The organism is Amycolatopsis sp. NPDC114504, from assembly GCF_055633595.1.
On sequence record NZ_JBVKDU010000003.1, the window covers coordinates 1,492,496 to 1,511,250 of the forward strand.

Annotated in this window: 21 protein-coding genes; 8 read left to right on the forward strand and 13 right to left on the reverse strand. The window is 70.2% G+C overall.

The features are described 5' to 3' along the window. The first annotated feature begins 1 nt into the window (after position 1). The 3 genes from ACZ7PG_RS28575 to ACZ7PG_RS28585 all read left to right on the forward strand — a co-directional run bounded on the left by ACZ7PG_RS28575 (position 2) and on the right by ACZ7PG_RS28585 (position 2,594). Positions 2–1,405, forward strand: a complete 1,404-nt coding sequence (locus ACZ7PG_RS28575; protein ID WP_470242124.1) for a hypothetical protein — start codon at positions 2–4, stop codon at positions 1,403–1,405. 65 nt (positions 1,406–1,470) lie between these two features. Beyond that, entirely contained in the window at positions 1,471–2,220 is a 750-nt protein-coding gene (locus ACZ7PG_RS28580) for a PhzF family phenazine biosynthesis protein (RefSeq protein ID WP_470242125.1), read from the forward strand. Next, entirely contained in the window at positions 2,220–2,594 is a 375-nt protein-coding gene (locus tag ACZ7PG_RS28585; RefSeq protein WP_470242126.1) for a YccF domain-containing protein, read from the forward strand. Before ACZ7PG_RS28580 ends, ACZ7PG_RS28585 begins: the two co-directional genes overlap by 1 nt. Here ACZ7PG_RS28585 and ACZ7PG_RS28590 read toward each other — a convergent pair. Then, entirely contained in the window at positions 2,591–3,391 is an 801-nt protein-coding gene (locus tag ACZ7PG_RS28590) for a metallophosphoesterase (protein ID WP_470242127.1), read from the reverse strand. The two genes, ACZ7PG_RS28585 and ACZ7PG_RS28590, sit on opposite strands and share 4 nt — an antisense overlap. 37 nt (positions 3,392–3,428) lie before the next feature. After that, entirely contained in the window at positions 3,429–4,223 is a 795-nt protein-coding gene (locus ACZ7PG_RS28595) for an HAD-IIA family hydrolase (protein ID WP_470242128.1), read from the reverse strand. A gap of 191 nt (positions 4,224–4,414) precedes the next feature. On the opposite strand from ACZ7PG_RS28595, the gene ACZ7PG_RS28600 reads away from it, so the two are divergent. Then, a complete protein-coding gene (locus ACZ7PG_RS28600) occupies positions 4,415–6,184 on the forward strand; it encodes a multicopper oxidase family protein (RefSeq protein WP_470242129.1) in 1,770 nt (589 codons plus the stop codon). Positions 6,185–6,193: 9 nt separating this feature from the next. Here ACZ7PG_RS28600 and ACZ7PG_RS28605 read toward each other — a convergent pair whose 3' ends face one another. The 5 genes from ACZ7PG_RS28605 to ACZ7PG_RS28625 are packed head-to-tail and all read right to left on the reverse strand — an operon-like array spanning position 6,194 to position 9,807. Continuing rightward, positions 6,194–7,261 carry a sulfate/molybdate ABC transporter ATP-binding protein gene (locus ACZ7PG_RS28605; protein WP_470242130.1) on the reverse strand — a complete coding sequence of 356 codons (1,068 nt, stop codon included), beginning with the start codon at positions 7,259–7,261 and terminating at the stop codon, positions 6,194–6,196. Continuing rightward, the gene (locus ACZ7PG_RS28610; RefSeq protein ID WP_470242131.1) at positions 7,258–8,025 is read right to left on the reverse strand and encodes an ABC transporter permease; all 768 of its coding nucleotides are present in this window, start codon (positions 8,023–8,025) and stop codon (positions 7,258–7,260) included. Before ACZ7PG_RS28610 ends, ACZ7PG_RS28605 begins: the two co-directional genes overlap by 4 nt. Positions 8,026–8,083: 58 nt before the next feature. Continuing rightward, positions 8,084–8,893 carry a molybdate ABC transporter substrate-binding protein gene (gene modA / locus ACZ7PG_RS28615; RefSeq protein ID WP_470242132.1) on the reverse strand — a complete coding sequence of 270 codons (810 nt, stop codon included), beginning with the start codon at positions 8,891–8,893 and terminating at the stop codon, positions 8,084–8,086. Next, positions 8,890–9,294 carry a TOBE domain-containing protein gene (locus ACZ7PG_RS28620; RefSeq protein WP_470242133.1) on the reverse strand — a complete coding sequence of 135 codons (405 nt, stop codon included), beginning with the start codon at positions 9,292–9,294 and terminating at the stop codon, positions 8,890–8,892. The genes modA and ACZ7PG_RS28620 overlap by 4 nt, the downstream gene beginning before the upstream one ends. 33 nt (positions 9,295–9,327) lie before the next feature. Further along, positions 9,328–9,807: a MarR family winged helix-turn-helix transcriptional regulator gene (locus ACZ7PG_RS28625; RefSeq protein ID WP_470242134.1), complete on the reverse strand. Its 480-nt coding sequence runs from the start codon at positions 9,805–9,807 to the stop codon at positions 9,328–9,330. Positions 9,808–9,958: 151 nt separating this feature from the next. Between ACZ7PG_RS28625 and moaA the strand changes: the two genes are divergently transcribed. The 3 genes from moaA (at position 9,959) to ACZ7PG_RS28640 (ending at position 12,875) form a co-directional block, all read left to right on the forward strand. After that, entirely contained in the window at positions 9,959–10,966 is a 1,008-nt protein-coding gene (moaA, locus tag ACZ7PG_RS28630; protein WP_470242135.1) for a GTP 3',8-cyclase MoaA, read from the forward strand. A gap of 1 nt (position 10,967) precedes the next feature. Next, positions 10,968–11,228, forward strand: a complete 261-nt coding sequence (locus tag ACZ7PG_RS28635) for a MoaD/ThiS family protein (RefSeq protein ID WP_470242136.1) — start codon at positions 10,968–10,970, stop codon at positions 11,226–11,228. A 1,011-nt stretch (positions 11,229–12,239) separates the two neighbouring features. Further along, positions 12,240–12,875 (forward strand): transglycosylase family protein, encoded by a 636-nt coding sequence (locus ACZ7PG_RS28640; protein ID WP_470242137.1) that lies wholly within the window; start codon positions 12,240–12,242, stop codon positions 12,873–12,875. A 155-nt stretch (positions 12,876–13,030) separates the two neighbouring features. On the opposite strand, the gene ACZ7PG_RS28645 is transcribed toward ACZ7PG_RS28640, so the two are convergent. After that, complete coding sequence (locus ACZ7PG_RS28645) at positions 13,031–13,486, reverse strand: MarR family winged helix-turn-helix transcriptional regulator (RefSeq protein ID WP_470242138.1); 456 nt, start codon at positions 13,484–13,486, stop codon at positions 13,031–13,033. Between the two features lie 53 nt (positions 13,487–13,539). Between ACZ7PG_RS28645 and ACZ7PG_RS28650 the strand changes: the two genes are divergently transcribed. Next, positions 13,540–13,986 (forward strand): nitroreductase/quinone reductase family protein, encoded by a 447-nt coding sequence (locus ACZ7PG_RS28650; RefSeq protein WP_470242139.1) that lies wholly within the window; start codon positions 13,540–13,542, stop codon positions 13,984–13,986. Here ACZ7PG_RS28650 and ACZ7PG_RS28655 read toward each other — a convergent pair. The 5 genes from ACZ7PG_RS28655 to ACZ7PG_RS28675 all read right to left on the reverse strand — a co-directional run bounded on the left by ACZ7PG_RS28655 (position 13,973) and on the right by ACZ7PG_RS28675 (position 18,755). Then, positions 13,973–14,956 carry a molybdenum cofactor biosynthesis protein MoaE gene (locus tag ACZ7PG_RS28655; RefSeq protein WP_470242140.1) on the reverse strand — a complete coding sequence of 328 codons (984 nt, stop codon included), beginning with the start codon at positions 14,954–14,956 and terminating at the stop codon, positions 13,973–13,975. The genes ACZ7PG_RS28650 and ACZ7PG_RS28655 overlap by 14 nt on opposite strands. Continuing rightward, entirely contained in the window at positions 14,953–15,423 is a 471-nt protein-coding gene (gene moaC, locus ACZ7PG_RS28660; RefSeq protein WP_285476874.1) for a cyclic pyranopterin monophosphate synthase MoaC, read from the reverse strand. The genes ACZ7PG_RS28655 and moaC overlap by 4 nt, the downstream gene beginning before the upstream one ends. A gap of 99 nt (positions 15,424–15,522) precedes the next feature. Further along, positions 15,523–17,004: an alpha/beta hydrolase gene (locus ACZ7PG_RS28665; protein WP_470242141.1), complete on the reverse strand. Its 1,482-nt coding sequence runs from the start codon at positions 17,002–17,004 to the stop codon at positions 15,523–15,525. A 77-nt stretch (positions 17,005–17,081) separates the two neighbouring features. Then, positions 17,082–18,470 (reverse strand): NAD-dependent malic enzyme, encoded by a 1,389-nt coding sequence (locus tag ACZ7PG_RS28670; protein ID WP_470242142.1) that lies wholly within the window; start codon positions 18,468–18,470, stop codon positions 17,082–17,084. Between the two features lie 105 nt (positions 18,471–18,575). Beyond that, the gene (locus tag ACZ7PG_RS28675; protein ID WP_470242441.1) at positions 18,576–18,755 is read right to left on the reverse strand and encodes a hypothetical protein; all 180 of its coding nucleotides are present in this window, start codon (positions 18,753–18,755) and stop codon (positions 18,576–18,578) included.

Sequence of the window (18,755 nt, forward strand, 5' to 3'; positions counted from 1 at the left end):
CATGAGTCAGCCGCACCGGGCGCAGCATCGCCAGTCCGAGGGTGACTACTACGCGGAAACCGCCCGGAAGACCCAAGGTCACGGCGCCGACGGCCAGCGCGTCACCCAGCAGGCCGCTTCGGACTATTCGGTGGCCCAGGGAAAGCTCTTGCAGGAGGGGCAAACCCTGCGAGGCGGCGCTCCGTCGCCCGACGAGAACTACGCGAACCAGCCGCACGAAGTGCTCTATGACATGGTCCACAAGAACCTGGACCTCGAGGACCTCAACGACCGCAGCCGCGTAGCGAACGTCTACGGCAACTGGCTCGCCGACGCCTCCAACCAGTTCCGCGACGCCGCGACCGCATCAGGCGGCTCTTGGCAGGGCCCGGCAGCAGACCAGGCGAACGGCTTCTTCCAAACCACAGCCGGCCATACCGAACAAACCGGCAACGCGATGCAGCTGGCGTCGAACCACTACTCCCAGCAATCCGCGGCCGCCCATTACGCCAAGACCAACATGCCCGAGCCCACCGGCTTCAACCAGCAAGCCGAGCTCGACAAGGCCAAACAGCAGTACAACAACGGCGACCTAGTCGGCATGAGCGGCACCATGTCCGGCATCCAAGCCAAACAACAACAAGCCGACGCCGCCCACCAGCAAGCCGTCCAGGTGCTTCAAAACCTCGACGGCACCTACCACGAAACCGCCAGCTCCCAGCCAACCTACGCACCGCCTCCGCAGCTTGGCGGGAACGACTCCACCTCCGTCTCCGGCTTCCACGGCACCAGCAGCACTAGCTTCACCGGCACCCCCACCATCGGCGGCGGGACGACCACCGGCCCCGGCGGGACGAGCGGCAGCTTCGTCCCCGGAGGCGGCACCAGCACTACCCCGCCCGGTACGACTCCGCCGCCTAACTTCGTGCAGCCCGGGGTCACCAGTGGCACCGGGAACTTCGGCGGGGGCGGCAACCCCGGCCTCCGCGGCGGTCCCGCTCCGAGCGCCTTCCCCAGGATGACCCCGGACGGCCTCGCCATGCCCGGAACGGCCGGCGGCGGCGGGACCGGCAGCGGCGACATCACCCGTGGCAAGTCCGGCGTCGGACGGGCCGGGAGCGGGTTCGCCGGATCGCGCGTCTCCGGGGGTGGCTACACCGGTGGCCCGAAGGAAACCGCCGGTGAGAATGCCAAGACCGGTGGGAAAGCGCCCGGTGAGCGGCTCGAACGCGGGGCCACCGCCGCTGCGGCCGCGAAGGGCAAAGGTGGAACCTCAGCGGGTGGGGCCGGCGCGGCCGGCAAGAAGAAGGAAGACGACAAAGAGCACAAGAACAAGTACACCGTCGACGAGGATGTCTTCGACCTCAAGCCCGAACGCGGGCCGGACGGGGAAAAGATCGTCAAGCCCACCATCGGGGAGTCGTAAGGGACAACCCCTGAATCTCCCTGATAAAAGATCAACATACCCAGGTCACGGGCTACATTGGGAGCATGCGCTTCTTCGTCGTCGACGCCTTCACCGACCGGGCCTTCGCCGGGAACTCCGCCGGGGTCGTCCTCCTGGACGAACCCGCCGACCCCGCCTGGATGCAAGCCGTCGCCGCTGAGATGAAGCACGCCGAAACGGCCTTCGTCGTCACGACGGAAAAAGGCCCCAAGTCGCTTCGCTGGTTCACCCCCGCGGTCGAGGTCGCCCTGTGCGGGCACGCCACCGTCGCCGTCACGCACGTCCTCGGCGGCGAGCAGACCTACACCACCAAAAGCGGCGAGCTGCGCGCCAAGGCCGACGGCGGCTGGGTCGAGCTGGACTTCCCCTCCGATCCACCGACCCCGACCGACGACGATCTGTCCGGGATCCTCCCGGGGGTCGAGATCGAGTACGTCGGACGCGGCGTCGAGAACCTCTTCGCCGTCCTCAAAGACGCCGAAACGGTCAAAAACCTCGAACCCGACCTCGCGAAGCTCAAGGCGACCTGGACCGGACGCCTGCTGGTCACCGCGCGAGGCGACGACTACGTCAGCCGCTTCTTCGCCCCCGGCGTCGGCATCGACGAAGACCCGGTCACCGGCTCGGCGCACTGCATCCTGTCGCCGTACTGGTCCGAGAAACTCCAGAAAACAGAACTGACCGGACACCAGATCTCCGCACGCGGCGGGATCGTCCGGACCCGTCAGGACGGCGACCGCGTCCACCTCGCCGGCCAGGCTGTCACCATCGTGACTGGGGGGCTGCACGTCTGATGCGCACGCTGCTGAACATCATCTGGCTCGTCCTGTGCGGCTTCTGGATGGCACTGGGCTACCTGCTCGCGGGCGTGATCTGCTGCGTCCTGATCGTCACGATCCCGTTCGGGCTCGCGTCGTTCCGGATCGCGAACTACGCGCTGTGGCCGTTCGGCCGCACGGTGGTGGACCGCCGCGACGCGGGCGCCGCGTCCTTCCTCGGCAACGTCATCTGGTTCCTCTTCGCCGGGCTCTGGCTGGCCATCGGGCACGTGTTCACTGGCATCGCGCTGTGCATCACGATCATCGGCATCCCGCTGGGCGTGGCGAACTTCAAGATGATCCCGGTGTCCCTGATGCCGCTCGGCAAGGAGATCGTCGAGATCGCCTAGGACTCCGGCTCGTACGGCAGCTCGACCACCAGGCACGGCCCGCCGACGAACAAGCCGCCGTCGACGCCCAGCGCCTTCCCGCCCGCGTACAGGAACGGACCCTCGATCTGCGTCGGGTGGATCCCGAGCTGGTCGGCGATGACGCTGTGCCCGTGCACGATCCGGGACCCGCCCAGCGCGTCCATCAGCTTCTGGGCGTTCTCCTCGCCGTCCGGGCCGCGGAACGCGTAACGCGTCGTCATGCGACGCCACACGTCCCACCACGCCTCGATGTCCGAGCCGGTCAGGATCTCGGCCGCCGCCTCGTTGATCTCGGTGACCGTCGACCCCCAGTCGAGGTACTCCAGCGTGTCGGAGTGCAGCAGCAGGTGATCGGCCGCCACCGCCGCCAGCGGGCGGGCCGCCAGCCACTCGATGTGCTCGGGCGTCAGCCGGTCCTGGTCCGACAGGAGGCCGCCGTTGATCTCCCAGCTGCGGGCGAAGCTGCGCGGGCCGAAGTCGGACGGCACCGGCTCGTCGCCGAAGTGGTACATCCCCAGTGCCAGGATCTCGTGGTTGCCCAGCAGCGTCTGCACCTGGCCGCCGGCCCCGGCGGCCTGCTCCTCCAGCCGCATGACCAGGTCGATCGCGCCGACGCCGTCCGGGCCGCGGTCGACGAAGTCACCGAGGAACCACAGCTGGTCTTCTTCCCCCGACCAGTTGTCTTCGTCGTCGACCAGGCCTTCGGCGCGTAGTGCGTCGGCCAGTTCGTCACGGTGGCCGTGCACGTCGCCCACTACGTACGTGGACTTGCTCATCCGGTGACGATAAGCCCTCCGGCCACCCGGCCCACCGTCAGCCTTCGCCGAACGGGTCGCCGGTTCGCCCGATCAGGTCGGCGACGGAGTCGAGCACCAGGGTGGGCCGATACGGATAGCGTTCGGCCGACTCCCGGGTGGATATGCCGGTGAGCACCAGGATGGTCTGCAGCCCGGCCTCGATGCCCGAGTGCACGTCGGTGTCCATCCGGTCGCCGATCATCAGCGTCGACTCCGAGTGCGCGCCCAACCGGCGCAACGCCGAGCGCATCATCAGCGGGTTCGGCTTGCCGACGTAGTACGGCGAGCGCCCGGTGGCCTTCTCGATCAGCGCCGCGACGGACCCCGTGGCGGGCATCGAGCCCTCGACGCTCGGGCCGGTCGCGTCGGGGTTGGTCGCGATGAACTTCGCGCCGCCTTCGATCAGCCGGATCGCGCGGGTGATCGCGCTGAAGCTGTACGTGCGGGTCTCGCCCAGCACGACGTAGTCCGGGTCGCGCTCGGTCAGCACGTAGCCGACCTCGTGCAGCGCCGTCGTGAGGCCCGCTTCGCCGATGACGTACGCCGAGCCGTTCGGCCGCTGCGACGAGAGGAACTTCGCGGTCGCCAGCGCCGACGTCCAGATCGACTCCTCCGGGATGTCGAGCCCGGTGCGCTCGAGCCGGGCCCGCAGGTCGCGCGGGGTGTAGATCGAGTTGTTGGTCAGCACCAGGAAGTCGATGCCGTTCGCCTTCAGCTCGGCGAGGAACTCGTCGGCCCCGGGGACGAGGTGCTCCTCCTTGACCAGGACGCCGTCCATGTCGGAGAGATACGTCCACCGGCGTTCGTTCATGCGCGGAACCTATCACGCGCGCGAGGCACCTGCGGTCCACGACGAAAAAGGCTACAGTGGGAATTGCCGGTATCGCGAGGGGAGTCGCGTGCCCGGCCACCGAGGGGGTTCGGGGGAATTCTTTTCGACGTCACCGGCGTAATCGCCGGGGCGCAATTCGTCCTGCCCCCGGACATGGAGGGGGAAATCGGATGACCGAAATCATCGAGCGGCCGGCCACGGCCGACGCCATCACCGGGCCGAACTGGGGACTCACCAAGTTCCTCGACCCACTGCCGATTCCGCCGGTGCTCCGGCCCCGGAGCCGGGAAACGATCACCGTGCCGATGGTGGTCAAGCACCAGCGGCTGCACTCGCAATTGCCCGAAAGTACGTTGTGGACGTATGCGGGTCATTTCCCGGGTCCGACGATCGAAGTGCGCAGCGGCAAGCAGCTGCGGATTTCGTGGTCGAACGAAATCGACGGCGAGTTCCCGTTGGTCGCCGTTCAGGGCCCGGTGACGGACGCGCCGACCAGCCGCCCGGGCAGCGAGCTGGCCAAGCCCGGCTACTCGGTCGTCGAGGGCGTCGCCGACCTGCCGGCGTGGACCGTCGTGCACCTGCACGGCGCGCGCACCAACGCGGGCAACGACGGCTGGGCGCACAACGCCGGTCTCAAGGGCACGTCGCAGCTGGCCGAGTACCAGAACCGGCAGCAGGCGATGCCGCTCTGGTACCACGACCACGCCATGGCGATCACGCGCTTCAACGTCCACACGGGCCTGGCCGGGATGTACCTGATCCGCGACGACGAGGAGGACGCGCTCGACCTGCCCCACGGCGACCGCGAGCTCCCGCTGATCCTCACCGACCGCAACCTCGACACCGACGCGACCGGCGCGCTCACCGGGCAGCTGCTGTTCAAGTTCCCGTACGTCCCGAACGGCCCGATGATCCCGTTCTCCGGGCCCTTCACACTGGTCAACGGCGTGATCTGGCCGCACCTGGACGTCGACGCGAAGTGGTACCGCTTCCGGCTGCTCAACGCGGCCAACTCGCGGTTCTTCACGCTGAACCTGGTCGACGAGAACAACAACCCGGTCAACGACGCCGTCCGCCTGATCGGCACCGACGGCGGCCTGCTGCCCGCGCCGGCGAAGCTGCCGGCCAACGGCCTGACCGTCGCCCCGGCCGAGCGCTTCGACGTGCTGATCGACTTCAGCCGCTTCAAGGGGCAGAAGCTCAAGCTGCGCAACGCCGACCCGCGGCTGGGCGGCATCGAGCCGGACGTGATGGAGTTCCGCGTCGACGGCCGCGCGAAGCACGACTCCTTCACGCTGCCGGAGAAGGTCTCGACGTCCTACACCCGGCTGGTGCACGGCTCGACGCTGCCGGAGGACCACGACCACGTCTGGATCGCGCTGCTGCTCAACAAGGACGGCCACCCGGAGATGTGGGACCTCGAACAGGTCGAGGCCGACCCTGGCGGCGAGGGGATCATCCAGGTCCAGGACCCGGCCGGCGGGCTGAAGACGTTCCGGATGATCGGGCGCCTCTTCGACGACACCACCGGCATCTTCATCGACCACGACCGGTGGGCGGTGTGGAACATCGTGCACGTCGCGAACGGCGGCCCGGCGCACCCGGTCCACATCCACCTGACGGAGTTCCAGGCGCTGTTCCGGCGGAGCTTCACCACGACGTTCGACCAGGCTTCCGAGCGGACGACCGCGCCGATCAGCGGGTTCACCGACGTCCCGCTGGAGAAGTACGAGGAGGGCTGGAAGGACACGATCATCGTGAACCCGGGCCAGTGGGTAAGCGTCGCCGGGCAGTTCGGCGGCGGCACCGGCGAGTTCATGTACCACTGCCACATCCTCGACCACGAGGACGAAGGCATGATGCGGCCGTTCGTCGTGCACCCGCCGGAGGTGGCGAAGTTCCACGTCCACCCGGGCGGCGGCCACCACCACGACGGCTGACCCCGTCGGCTAGGAGGCCGCGGCCGGGTGCACCGCCACGGTCGCGGCCTTCACCGACAGCGTCACCGCCGAGCCGGGCTCCAGCGCGAGCTCGGCCACGGCGGCCGGCGTCAGGTCGGCGGTCAGGCCGTGCGCCCAGCTGTCGCTCTCGGCGCGGACGCGGATCACCGGGCCGTGCGGTTCCAGGGCCGAGACGACGGCGTCGGCCGTGTTGCGGGGGCTGCCGCGGTGGTCGCCGTCGTGCGGGTAGACCGCGACCGCGTTCGGCGGGAACACCGCCACCGCGGGCTCCCCCGGCACCACGTCGGCCGCCGGGATCCCGCTGACGATCGAGCCGGACGCCGTCCGCAGGCCGTCGGCGACCGCGGTGCCGGCGACGAGGTTGAGCCCGGCGATCCGCGCGGTGAACGCCGTCCGCGGGGCGGAAAGCACTTCACGGGTCGGTCCGCGTTCGACGATCCGGCCGTCGTTCAGCACCGCGACGTGGTCGGCGAGCGCGAGCGCGTCGAGCGGGTCGTGCGTGACGAGCACGGTCGTCGGCCCGGTCTTGAGCACGCGCCGCAGCAGCCCTCGGATCGCCGGGGCGGCGTCGACGTCGAGGGCGGCGAACGGCTCGTCGAGCAGCAGCAGGTCCGGCTCGGCGGCGAGCGCCCTGGCGATCGCGACGCGCTGGGCCTGGCCGCCGGACAGCTGCCCGGGCCGCCGGTCGGCGAGCGCGACGGCGTCCACTTCGGCCAGCCAGTAGAAGGCACGCTCCCGCGCGGCGCGGCGGCCGGCGCCGGTCGACCGCGGCGAGAAAGCGACGTTTTCGGCCGCGGACAGGTGCGGGAAGAGCAGCGCGTCCTGGGACAGCAGGCCGATCCCCCGGCGGTGCGGCGCCACGCCGGCCAGCGCCCGCCCGGAGACGGTGATCTCCGCCGACGTCGGCGTGATCAACCCGGACAAGCAGCCCAGCACGGTCGACTTGCCCGAGCCGTTCGGGCCGAGCAGCGCGAGCACCGTCCCGGTGGGCACGTCGAGGTCGACGTCCAGCGAGAACGAGCCGCGGACGGCCTCGATCCGGGCGGTCAGGCTCACCGCAGGCCGCCTTCCCACGAGCGCGGGCGCGCGACGGCGATGACCAGGACCGCCACGACGATGAGCAGCAGGGAGAGCGCGACGGCGCTGTCGATGTCCACTTCGGCCTGCGTGTAGACCTCGAGCGGCAGCGTGCGCGTGACGTCTTCGAGGCTGCCGGCGAAGGTGATCGTCGCGCCGAACTCGCCGAGCGCGCGGGCGAAGCTCAGGACGACGCCGGAGCCGAGCGCGGGCAGCAGCAGCGGCAGCGTGACGCGCCGGAAGACGGTCCACGGGCGCGCGCCGAGCGTCGCGGCGACCTGCTCGTAGCGGTCACCGGCCCCGCGCAGCGCGCCTTCGAGGCTGACCACGAGGAACGGCATCGCGACGAACGTCTGCGCGATCACCACCGCGGTCGTCGTGAACGGCACCGACTCCCCGGTCAGCGTGGTGATCAGCATGCCGAGGAAGCCCTTGCGGCCGAGCAGGTAAAGGAGGGCGAGGCCGCCGACGACCGGCGGCAGCACCAGCGGCAGCAACACGATCGAGCGCAGCAGCCGGACGCCGCGGAACCGGGCCCGCGCGAGGACGACGGCCAGCGGCACGCCGAGCAGCACACAGGCCAAAGTGGACAAACCGGCCGTGATCAGCGACAGCCGCAGTGCGTGCCACGACGACGGCGACACGATCAGCGACGGCAGCCGCGTCAGGTCCGAGCGCACCAGCAGGCCGACCACCGGCAGCACGACGAGCGCCAGCGCCAGCGTGGCCGGGATCGCGAGCACCCACGGGACGCGCGAACGGCCGGCCGGGACGGATCCCGGCCGGCCGCTCGAGAGACGCTTACTGCGCAGGGCCGAACCCGACCTTGCTCAGCTCGGTCTTGCCCTCGGCGCCGAGGACGAAGTCGTCGAACTCCTTGGCCAGCGCGGACTGCCCGCCCTTGACCACGGCGATCGGGTAGTTGTTGATCGCGCCGCTCGCCTCGGGGAAGTCGACCTTGTCGACCTTGCCCGCGGCCGAGGTGGCGTCGGTCACGTAGACCAGGCCCGCGTCCGCGTCACCGGACTGGACCTTGTTCAGCACCTGCTTGACGTCCTGCTCTTCGCTCTTCGGCTTGAGTGTGACGCCGGTGGCGGTCTCCACCTTCTTGGTCGCCGAGCCGCACGGCACCTGCGGAGCGCAGGTGATCACGGTCAGGCCGGCCTTGTTCAGGTCGGCGAACGTCTTGATCCCCTTGGGGTTGCCCGGGGCGACCGCGATGGCGAGCTTGTTGGTGGCGAAGACCGTCGGCTGGCCGTCGATCACGCCGCCCTGGACCGCTTTGTCCATGTTGGCCTGGTCGGCCGAGGCGAAGACGTCGGCCTTCGCGCCGTTGGTCAGCTGCTGGACCAAACCGGACGAACCCGCGAAGCTGAACTTCACGGTGACGCCGGGGTGCTTGGCTTCGAACTCCTTGCCGAGCGCGGTGAACGACTCGGTGAGGGACGCGGCGGCGAACACGGTGAGCGTGCCGGTCCCGGCGTCGCCGCTGCCCTTCGGCGCGGGAGCGCTGGCCGACGACCCGCCGGACTGCGTGCTGGGCTGGTCCGAGCTGCTGCACGCGCCCGCGAACAGGGCGACGGCCGCGACAGCCAGAGCGAGCTTCTTCATCGACTTCCTTCCGGTGTTTCCACGACAACAGTGGTGGCCTTGACCACCGCGACCGCGAGCACCCCCGGGCGCAGGCCCAGCTCACGGACGGCTTCGGTACTCATCAGGGACACCACCCGGTGCGCCCCGCACTGCAGTTCCACCTGGGCCATCACCTTGTCGGCGATGACCTCGGTGACCAGCCCGACGAACCTGTTGCGGGCGGAGCGGCCGACGGTGGAGGGATCTTCGGGGCCGGAGGCCTGGTCCCGGGCGAACCCCGCCAGCTGGGCGCCGTCGACGACCTTGCGGCCGGCGGCGTCGTCGGTCGCGGTCAGCTGCCCCGCGCGCACCCACCTCCGGACGGTGTCGTCACTGACTCCGAGCAGGCGCGCGGCCTCGGACAACCGAAATTGCGGCATGCCGCAGACATTATCTCCGCAGTTGAGGAAAAGCTACGCGGGGCGTGAATTGTGCAGGATCTCGATGCGCAGCTGTTCGAGGATGACATTCTGATAACGCTCGATGGCTTTTCGCTCGGCCGGGGAGAACTGCGCGAGCGTCTCACGAAGGTTGTCGAAGGCCGACTGGAAGAGCGGCGCGAAGCGCTGCTCGGCGCCGGGCACGACCTCGACGAGGACCTTGCGGCGGTCCTCCGGATCGCGGACCCGGCGGACCAGGCCGACCTTCTCCAGCCGGTCGATGACCCCGGTCACAGCGCCGGTCGACAGGCCCGTCAGCTCGGCGATCCGGCCCGCGGTCAACGGTCCGCCCGATTGGATGACCAGGTCGAACGTCTTGTGGTCGGTCCCGGACAGGCCCATCCGCTCGGCGATCCTGGCGTGCCGGAGGACGGTGAACGTGCTGCCCTGGCGACCCAATTCCGCGAAGCGGAACAGCTCCTCATCGGTGACCGGGTAAGTCTTTTCCGTCACGGGCCCTCGTTAGTTCGGCAACTGAACCACTTACTCTGCAAAGTATCCTACTGGGCACGGTGAGTTCCCCCGTTCCGGAGCTACCCTGTGCGTAATGACAGCAGTGGATCTCGGGTTTCCTCGCGTCCCCGGTACACGAGGCTCATCTCGCGTGCCCCGGCCCGAGAACACCCGACTCATCGACACGTTCGGCCGGGTGGCCACCGATCTGCGGGTTTCCCTGACGGATCGGTGCAATCTCCGGTGCACCTACTGCATGCCCGCGGAGGGCCTCGACTGGATGCCGGGCGACCAAGTCCTGTCCGACGACGAGCTGGTCCGGCTGATGCGGATCGCCGTCGAGCAGCTGGGCGTCACCGACATCCGGCTCACCGGCGGCGAACCGCTGCTGCGGCCGGGCCTCGAGGACATCATCGGGCGGGTCACGGCCCTGTCGCCGCGGCCCCGGCTGTCCATGACCACCAACGGGATCGGCCTCGCCAAGCGCGCGGCCGGCCTCGCGGCGGCGGGGCTGAACCGGATCAACGTCTCGCTCGACACCATCGACCCCGAGACGTTCAAGACGATCACCCGGCGCGACCGGCTCTCGCACGTCGTCGCGGGCCTCGCGGCCGCGCGGGACGCCGGGATGACGCCGGTGAAGGTCAACGCCGTGCTGATCCGCGGGCTCAACGAGACCGAAGCCGTGCCGCTGCTGAAGTTCTGCCTCGCCGAGGGCTACCACCTGCGGTTCATCGAGCAGATGCCGCTGGACGCCCAGCACGGCTGGAACCGCGGCGAGATGATCACCGCCGCCGAGATCCTGGAGAAGCTGGGCGAAGCGTTCGAGCTGACGCCGTTCCCGGTGGCCCGGGGCGGCGCGCCGGCCGAGCGCTGGCTGGTCGACGGCGGACCCGGCGACGTCGGCGTGATCGCGTCGGTGACCCGGCCGTTCTGCGCGGCGTGCGAGCGGACGCGGCTGACCGCGGACGGCGCGGTGCGCTCCTGCCTCTTCAGCAACGACGAGACGGACTTGCGCTCCCTCGCGCGCGCGGGCGCGCGCGATGAAGAGATTGCCGACGCCTGGCGCGCGACGATGTGGGGCAAGCTCGCGGGACACGAGATCAACGACGCCGGGTTCGCGCAGCCGATCCGGCCGATGAGCGCGATCGGCGGCTGAGATGTCGACTCTGACCATCGTGGTGCGGTACTTCGCTTCGGCGCGGGCCGCGGCGGGAGAAGAAGAGGAGAAGGTGCAGCTGACGGCCGGCGCGTCCGTCGGCGACGCCGTGGCCGAGCTGCGCCGCCTCCACCCGGCCGCCCTGCCGCGGGTCCTGGACGCCGCCAGCTACCTGCTCGACGGCTTCGCGGTGCGGGATCTCACCCGCCCCCTGCGGGACGGCGCCGAGCTGGACGTCCTCCCGCCCTTCGCCGGCGGCTGACCCGCCGTGCTCTGAGGGTCGACACGCGTGATCCAGGAGTCGACACGCGTGATTGAAGGGTCGACACGGCGGTAGGTGCCCCGGTTCGCCCGTGTCGACCCCCTGTTCACGCGAGTCGACCTCTCAATCACGCGTGTCGACCCCCCAGACACGCGTGTTGACCTCTCGATCACGTGTGTCGTCCGGCCAGGTACGCGTGTCGTCCTCCTGGGTACGCGTGCCGTCCGGCTGAGTACGTGAGTTCGTCCTCTCTATATGCGGGCTGCCGTTCGAGTACGGCAGCCGACCGCTCGGCGAAGCCGTTCGCGGCCCTCCGGCGTGGCGCGTCGCCGGTTCCGGATGTTCGCGAGAAGCTGATCCCGTCCCGCCGCCACGCGATCCGGTGACGTGTTTCGCCTGGTCCGTCGCGGTGCGTTGCCCCGACTCGGCCCCGGCACCGGCCGGAGTCGCTCCAGGTGCGACTTCAAACCCCACGAAGGGGTGGGACTGCTGTGACTCAAGGGGCACGTGGGGCGTGGTTGTCAAGTCTGGCGCCGTCCGATGCGTCGTCATAAGATGCGCGCTTCAATCCCCAAGACGACGTCGCGAATGGTCCATTCGCTACGCAAAACACGTGATGCAAGCCTCACGATCCGTGTTTTATCTCGACAAGGAAACGGCCAGATAACGGCCAGCTGACCTGCGCAAACACCCACATCGACAGCGGTTGCGTGCTGTTACTGTGACGTAGGTCACGGCCCGAATAATTTCCGATCACGGCTCTCGTTACGTACCGTCGCTAATCGGCTGGCCCCGACCAGTCACGCAACACCGGGAATCCGTAGCGCCTAGCCCTGTCCAACGGATCCCCGGACCCATACCCCGAGCGAAAGCATTTCCGGACAGGGACGAGGGGACGAAGACGACGCGCCGTGCGTCGGACTCGTCTGCCGGTCTGAGACGGCCGGCGCCAGGACCCCGATCCTGACCCTCAGCACAGGCTCGTAGGCGCAGGGAGCGAGAAGCATTCAGATGTCTTACCGAGGCAAGCACCGCAAGATGTCCGCTGCCACCCGCACCGTCGCTCGCGTCGCCATCGCGGGCATTGCGGTCGGCGCGCCCCTCGCTATCGCCGCGACCCCCGCGTCGGCGACCAACTGGGACGCCGTCGCGCAGTGTGAGAGCAGCGGCAACTGGAACACCAACACCGGCAACGGCTACTACGGCGGCCTGCAGTTCTCGCAGAGCACGTGGAAGGCCTACGGCGGCACCGGCAGCGCGGCGAACGCTTCGCGCGAGCAGCAGATCGCCGTCGCCGAGCGCGTCCTGCAGGGCCAGGGCATCGGCGCGTGGCCGGTTTGCGGCAAGAAGGGTGGCGGCTCGACCGCTCCCAAGGCCGCGACCACCCACAAGTCGACCAGCACCACCAAGAAGTCGACCACGCCGAAGAAGAGCACCGCCCCGAAGCAGGCGGCGGCTCCGGCGGCGACCGGTGTGTCCAGCTCGAACCCGGCCGGTGACTACACCGTCGTGGCGGGCGACACCCTGTCGAAGATCGCCAAGCAGTTCAACGTCGATGGCGGCTACAAGAAGCTGCAGGACCTGAACGCGAAGTACATCCCGAACGCGGACATGATCCTCGTCGGGCAGAAGATCGCCACCAAGTGACGATCGCGCAGTGATGCGTAGGTCCGGCCTCGTGCCGTGACACCACGAGCCCTCCACCGCCAATCCCCCGGGCGGTGGAGGGCTTGTGCGTTTCCCACCCTCAGCGCGCGAGCCCGGCGGTTCTGCCGAGCACCGCTGAGCCTGCGGAATGCCTCTCAGAGCGCGCGGATCCTCTCCGCCTCCCTCAGCTGCATTCGCTCGCCCCGGCGCAGCACCTCGACCACGAGCGCCAGCTGCTCCGCCGAGTAGTCCTCCAGAATCTCCCGGCCCGCACGCTCGATCGGCGCGTAGATCTCCTCCAGCAGCGTCGCCGCCTCCGGGGTCAGCTCCACCACCGCCCGGCGGCGATCGTCCGTCGCCGTCCGGCGGGTCAGGTGCCCCGCGTGCGTCAGCCGCTGGATCGCCGTTGTCGTCGCCGCCGGGCTCAGGTCCGCCCGCGTGGCCAGCCCGCCCGCCGTCAGGCTTCCCGCGGCCGCGATCAGGCCGATGATCCGCAGGTCGGTCCGGTTCACGCCGAACGCCGACGCCGCGGCTTCGTCCACCACGTCGTTCGCCGCGCCGGAGGCTGCCGCGGCCTGGGTCGCTTCGGTGACCAGAGATTGCTTCGACACTCGAAAGAGTCTACCGTGACGGCATATATTTCGATAGTCGAAAGGATTGTGCCGTGGTGACCCGCCCAGCCCTGCCTCGCTGGCTCCGCCCCGCCAACCGGTTCGTCCGGCTGCTGACGCGGCTGGGGCTGCGCCTCGGCACCATCCACGTCCTGACCGTCCCCGGTCGCCGCTCGGGCGCGCCGCGGCCCACCCCGGTCTCGCCGCTGACCGTCGACGGCCGGCGCTACGTCGTCGCCGGCGTTCCCCAGGGCGATTGGGCGCGCAACGTCCGCGCGGCCGGCCGGGGCGAGCTCGCCCACGGACGCCGGACCCAGGCCGTGGCACTCGACGAGGTCACCGATCCCGAGGTCAGCGCCGCGGTCATGCGTGCCTTCCCGCGCGAGGTTCCGCACGGGGTGCCGATGTTCGTCCGGCTGGGCCTCGTCGGCAGCGGGAGTGAAGACGAGTTCGCCGCGGCTGCCGAGCGCGTCGCCGTCTTCCGGATCACGGCGAGTTGACCCACTCGTCCGTGCCGTCGGTGAAGTGCTGGTGCTTCCAGACCGGCAGCCGGGCCTTGACCTCGTCCACCAGGTCCGAACACGCCGAGAACGCCTGGCCGCGGTGCTCGGCCGCCACCGCGCACGCCAGCGCCACGTCGCCGATCGTCAGGTGACCGACTCGGTGGCTCACCGCAACCGCCCGGACGCCGGCCCAGCGCGTCGCCAGGTCCGCGACCACCTCCGCGATCACCTCGCTCGCGCTCGGGTGGCCCTCGTACGTCAGGTCCCGGACGCCCTTGCCGCCGTCGTGGTCGCGGACCACCCCGGCGAACGTCACCACCGCGCCCGCCGCGTCGTCCTCGACCAGGCGGGCGTGCTCCTCGACCGACAGCGTCTCCTCGGTCACCAGCGCCCGCGCGACGCGCACCACAGGCTCTTCGGGGGTCCGGGTGGCGGAGCCCCCGGCCCGGAGCGAAGCTCCGGTTGTCACCGAAGGCGCCGTCGCGGCCGGACGCGGGTGGTCGCCGCCGGCCAGCTGGTCGACCGCGTGGTCCAAGATGCCGTCGAGTACGCCCAAACCGTCCCTCACGCCGCCGCTGGAGCCCGGAAGGTTCACCACGAGGGTCCTCCCCGCCACCCCCGCCACACCGCGCGAGAGGACCGCTGTGGGCACCTTGGGCAGCCCGGCCGCGCGGATCGCGTCCGCGACGCCCGGCAGCTCGTGGTCCAGGAGCGCGCGGGTGACGTCCGGGGTGCGGTCCGTCGGCGAGATACCGGTGCCGCCGGTGGTGAGCACCACGGCGACGCCGTCGGCCAGCGCGGCCCGCAGCGCGACGCCCACCGGGTCGCCGTCCTCGACGACGACCGGCGCCGGCACGTCGTACTCGCGCCCGGCCAGCCAGGCGACGATCACCGGGCCCGTCTTGTCCTCGTAGACGCCCTTCGCGGCGCGGTTGGACGCCACGATCACACGTGCGGTGCGCTTCACGGCCGCTCCCAGGTCCCGGTCTTGCCGCCGTCCTTGCGGAGCAGGCGGACGTCGTCCAGCGTCGCCGCCGGGTCGACGGCCTTGATCATGTCGTGCAGGGTAAGCCCGGCCACCGCGACCGCCGTCAGCGCTTCCATCTCGACGCCGGTGACGTCGGTGGTCTTCGCCGTCGCGCGGATGCCGACCTCGGCCTCGCCGAGGGTGAACTCGACCTTGACCCCGGACAGCGCGATCTGGTGGCACAGCGGGATCAGCTCGGGCACCCGCTTGGCGCCCATGATCCCGGCGATGCGGGCGGTGGCGAGCGCGTCGCCCTTGGGCAGACCGTCGGTGGCCAGCAGCCGGAGCACCTCGGCGGTGGTCCGCACGGTGCCGGCCGCGAGCGCGGTGCGCGCGGTGGCGGTCTTGCCGGAGACGTCGACCATCCGGGCGGCGCCGGTTTCGTCGACGTGGCTGAGTTCACTCACACGCCGAGGCTACTTCCGGGAGCGGCGAAGGGTGACGGCGCCACCGGCCCGGCCGGCGTTCATCGGCGGCCCCGATGGCGGCGCGCGAAGAACCCGGGCTCAGAACGCCTGGATTGGCAACACCGCCATCGCCGCCGCCGGTGCCGTCGCCGGCTCGGCCGCGCACGCCAGGTCCCGCTGCGGCCGCACTCCCGTCGCCAGGAACGCCGTCGCCGCGTTGTTCGCGCAGGTGTTGCCGCCGAACAGATACGTTCCGTGGCCGCCCTGGTCGGCCGTCACCAGCCGGACCCGGTCACCGAACGCCTGCCGCAGCCGGAGCGCTCCCGTCAACGGCGTCGCCGGGTCACGCAGGTTCTGCAGCATCAGGATGTCCGACGGGCCGCGGTCGCCGATGCGCACCGGGGGCTCCACCGGCTCCGACGGCCAGAACGCGCACGGCCAGATGTTGGCCGCCGCCGCGCCGAACATCGGGTGGCGGATGCGGTCGGTCGCCACGTTCTTCTGGTACGTCCACACCGATTCCGGCCAGTTCGCGTCGCCGCACACCACGTGCAGCTGGCTCGACAGCAGGTTCTCGACGTCGGGGACCGTGCCGCCCGGCGGCTGCGAAATCGGCGCCCCGGTGTCGAGCGCGTGCCACGCCGACGCCAGGTACGGCAGGGTCGCGTCGTAGTAGAGCATCCCGAACGTGATCTGGCGGAACAGCTTTCCGTCGACGCCTTGGGAGTTCGGCTGGGCGTCCAGCCGCCGCGCGAGGTCGAAGTACTTCGCCTTCACCTCCGACGGCGTCCGGCCGAGGTCGTACTCCGGGTGCGCGACGGCGAAGGCCGCGAAGTCCGGGAAGCGGTCGTCGAAGCCCTGGGCCAGCAAGCGCGACGCCGTGACGTCCAGGCCGCCCGGCGCCAGGTTGCTGTCCAGCACGATCCGATCGCTGCGTTGCGGGAACAGCGTCGTGTACACCGCGCCGAGGTACGTGCCGTAGGAAACGCCGTAGTACGACAGCTTCGGCTCGCCCAGCGCCGCGCGGATCCGGTCCATGTCACGGGCGGTGTTCGCGGTCGTGATGTACGGCAGCATCGACGCCGTCCGCGACGCCCCGCACTGCCGCGCGACGCCCTTCGCGTACTCCGCCTGCGCCGCGACGTCCGCCGGGCCGAGCGCGTACGGCGGGACGTTGCTCCGCAGCTGCGCCGGCGTCAGGTCGCACGTCACCGGCGTGCTGTGGCCGACACCGCGCGGGTCGAACCCGATGACGTCGTAGGTGTCCAGGACGCTCGTCGGCCACCCGAGCTGCGCCAGCGCCGCCGGCAGGTCGAGCCCGGGCCCACCGGGGCCGCCCGGGTTGGTCAGCAGCACGCCGCGGCGCTTGGCCGGGTTCGTGCTCGCCAGGCGCGAGATCGCGACCTGGATCTTCGTCCCGTCCGGCTTCCGGTAGTCCAGCGGGACTTCGAGCGTCGCGCACCGCAACCCCGGCGCCGTGACGTCCGGCGGGCACGCTCCCCAAGCCACCGCGTCCGGCGCCGCCGAGGCCACCCCCGGCGCGACGGTCACCGCGACGGCCGCCAGCATGATCCTGCGCATTCCGAACTCCCCCCACGCGAGCCGAAAACTCAGCGTAGGGGGACTTCGGTGTCCTCGGCTTCCGCCGGACGGACGACTCAGCGCTCGGCGCGCACGGCCTTCCGCACGGCTTCGGCGACCGCCGGTGCCACGGCGCTGTCGAACACGCTCGGCACGATGAACGACGCGTTGAGCTTGCCGTTGTCGACGACGTCGGCGATCGCGTCGGCCGCGGCGAGCAGCATGTTGTCGTCGATGTTGTTCGCGTGCGCGTCGAGCAGGCCGCGGAAGACGCCCGGGAACGCCAGCACGTTGTTGATCTGGTTCGGGAAGTCGCTGCGGCCGGTCGCGACGACGGCGGCGTGCTGCTGCGCTTCCAGCGGGTCGATCTCCGGGTCCGGGTTGGCCAGCGCGAAGACCACGGCGTCGGACTTCATGGTCGCGACCTGCTCGGCGCCGAACAGGTTGGGCGCCGAGACGCCGATGAACACGTCCGCGTCGACCAGCGCCTCGTGCAGGGTGCCGCTGACCTGCTCCTTGTTGGTGTGCGACGCGATCCACGCGAGGTTGTCGTCGAGGTTGCCGCGCGCGGAGTGGACGATGCCGTCGATGTCCGCCGCGACGATGTCGCCCGGGTTCTTGCGCAGCAGCAGCCGGATGATCGCCGAGCCGGCCGCGCCGACGCCGCTGACCACGATCTTGCAGTCCTCGATGTTCTTCTTGACCACGCGCAGGGCGTTGCGTAGCGCGGCGACGACCACGATCGCGGTGCCGTGCTGGTCGTCGTGGAACACCGGGATGTCCAGCTGCTCGCGCAGCCGCTTCTCGATCTCGAAGCAGCGCGGCGCGGCGATGTCCTCGAGGTTGATCCCCGCGTACACCGGGGCCAGCGCCTTCGCGATCAGGATGATCTCTTCGGTGTCCTGGGTGTCCAGGCAGACCGGCCAGGCGTCGACGTCGGCGAACTTCTTGAACAGCGCCGCCTTGCCCTCCATCACCGGCAGCGCGGCGGCCGGGCCGATGTTGCCCAGGCCGAGCACGGCCGAGCCGTCGGTGAGCACGGCGACGGTGTTGCGCTTGATGGTCAGCCGGCGCGCGTCTTCGGGGTTCGCCGCGATCGCCTGGCAGACGCGGGCGACACCGGGCGTGTAGGCGCGGGAGAGGTCGTCACGGTTGCGGAGCGCGACCTTGGGCGTGACCTCGATCTTGCCGCCGAGGTGGATCAGGAACGTCCGGTCCGAGACCTTGCGGACCTTGACGCCGGGCAGCGAGTCGAGCGTCTGGGTGATGTCGTTCGCGTGGTTCTCCGACAGCGCGTTGGCGCTGATGTCGACCACGATGGAGTCGGAGTGGGACTCGACGACGTCGAACGCGGTCAGGACGCCGCCGACGCGCCCGACGGCCGTGGTGAGGTCACCGGCCGCGCTGGACGAAGCCGGGGCCTCGACCCGGACGGTGATCGAATATCCGGGACCGGGAACCGGCATGGCGCTTACCCCCGCATGGGAAAGGTCGGGTGGGACGGGAGAAAACCTACTCCCGTGACCGCCCTCACGAGGCCCCGATACCGGTACTGACCAGTAACAACAGCTCTAGCGGTTGATCTCGGTCTCCGGGTGCACGTAGGGCACCGAGTCGAGGGGGAAGGTGATGTCGCCGAACGGTGACAGCGACCCCTGGCGGTCCGACGACAGCTCGGTCACCGGGTGCTCACCGGCCTCGCCCGGCCAGGTCGGGTCGATGCCCTTGCTCTTCTTCTCGCCCTTGGCCAC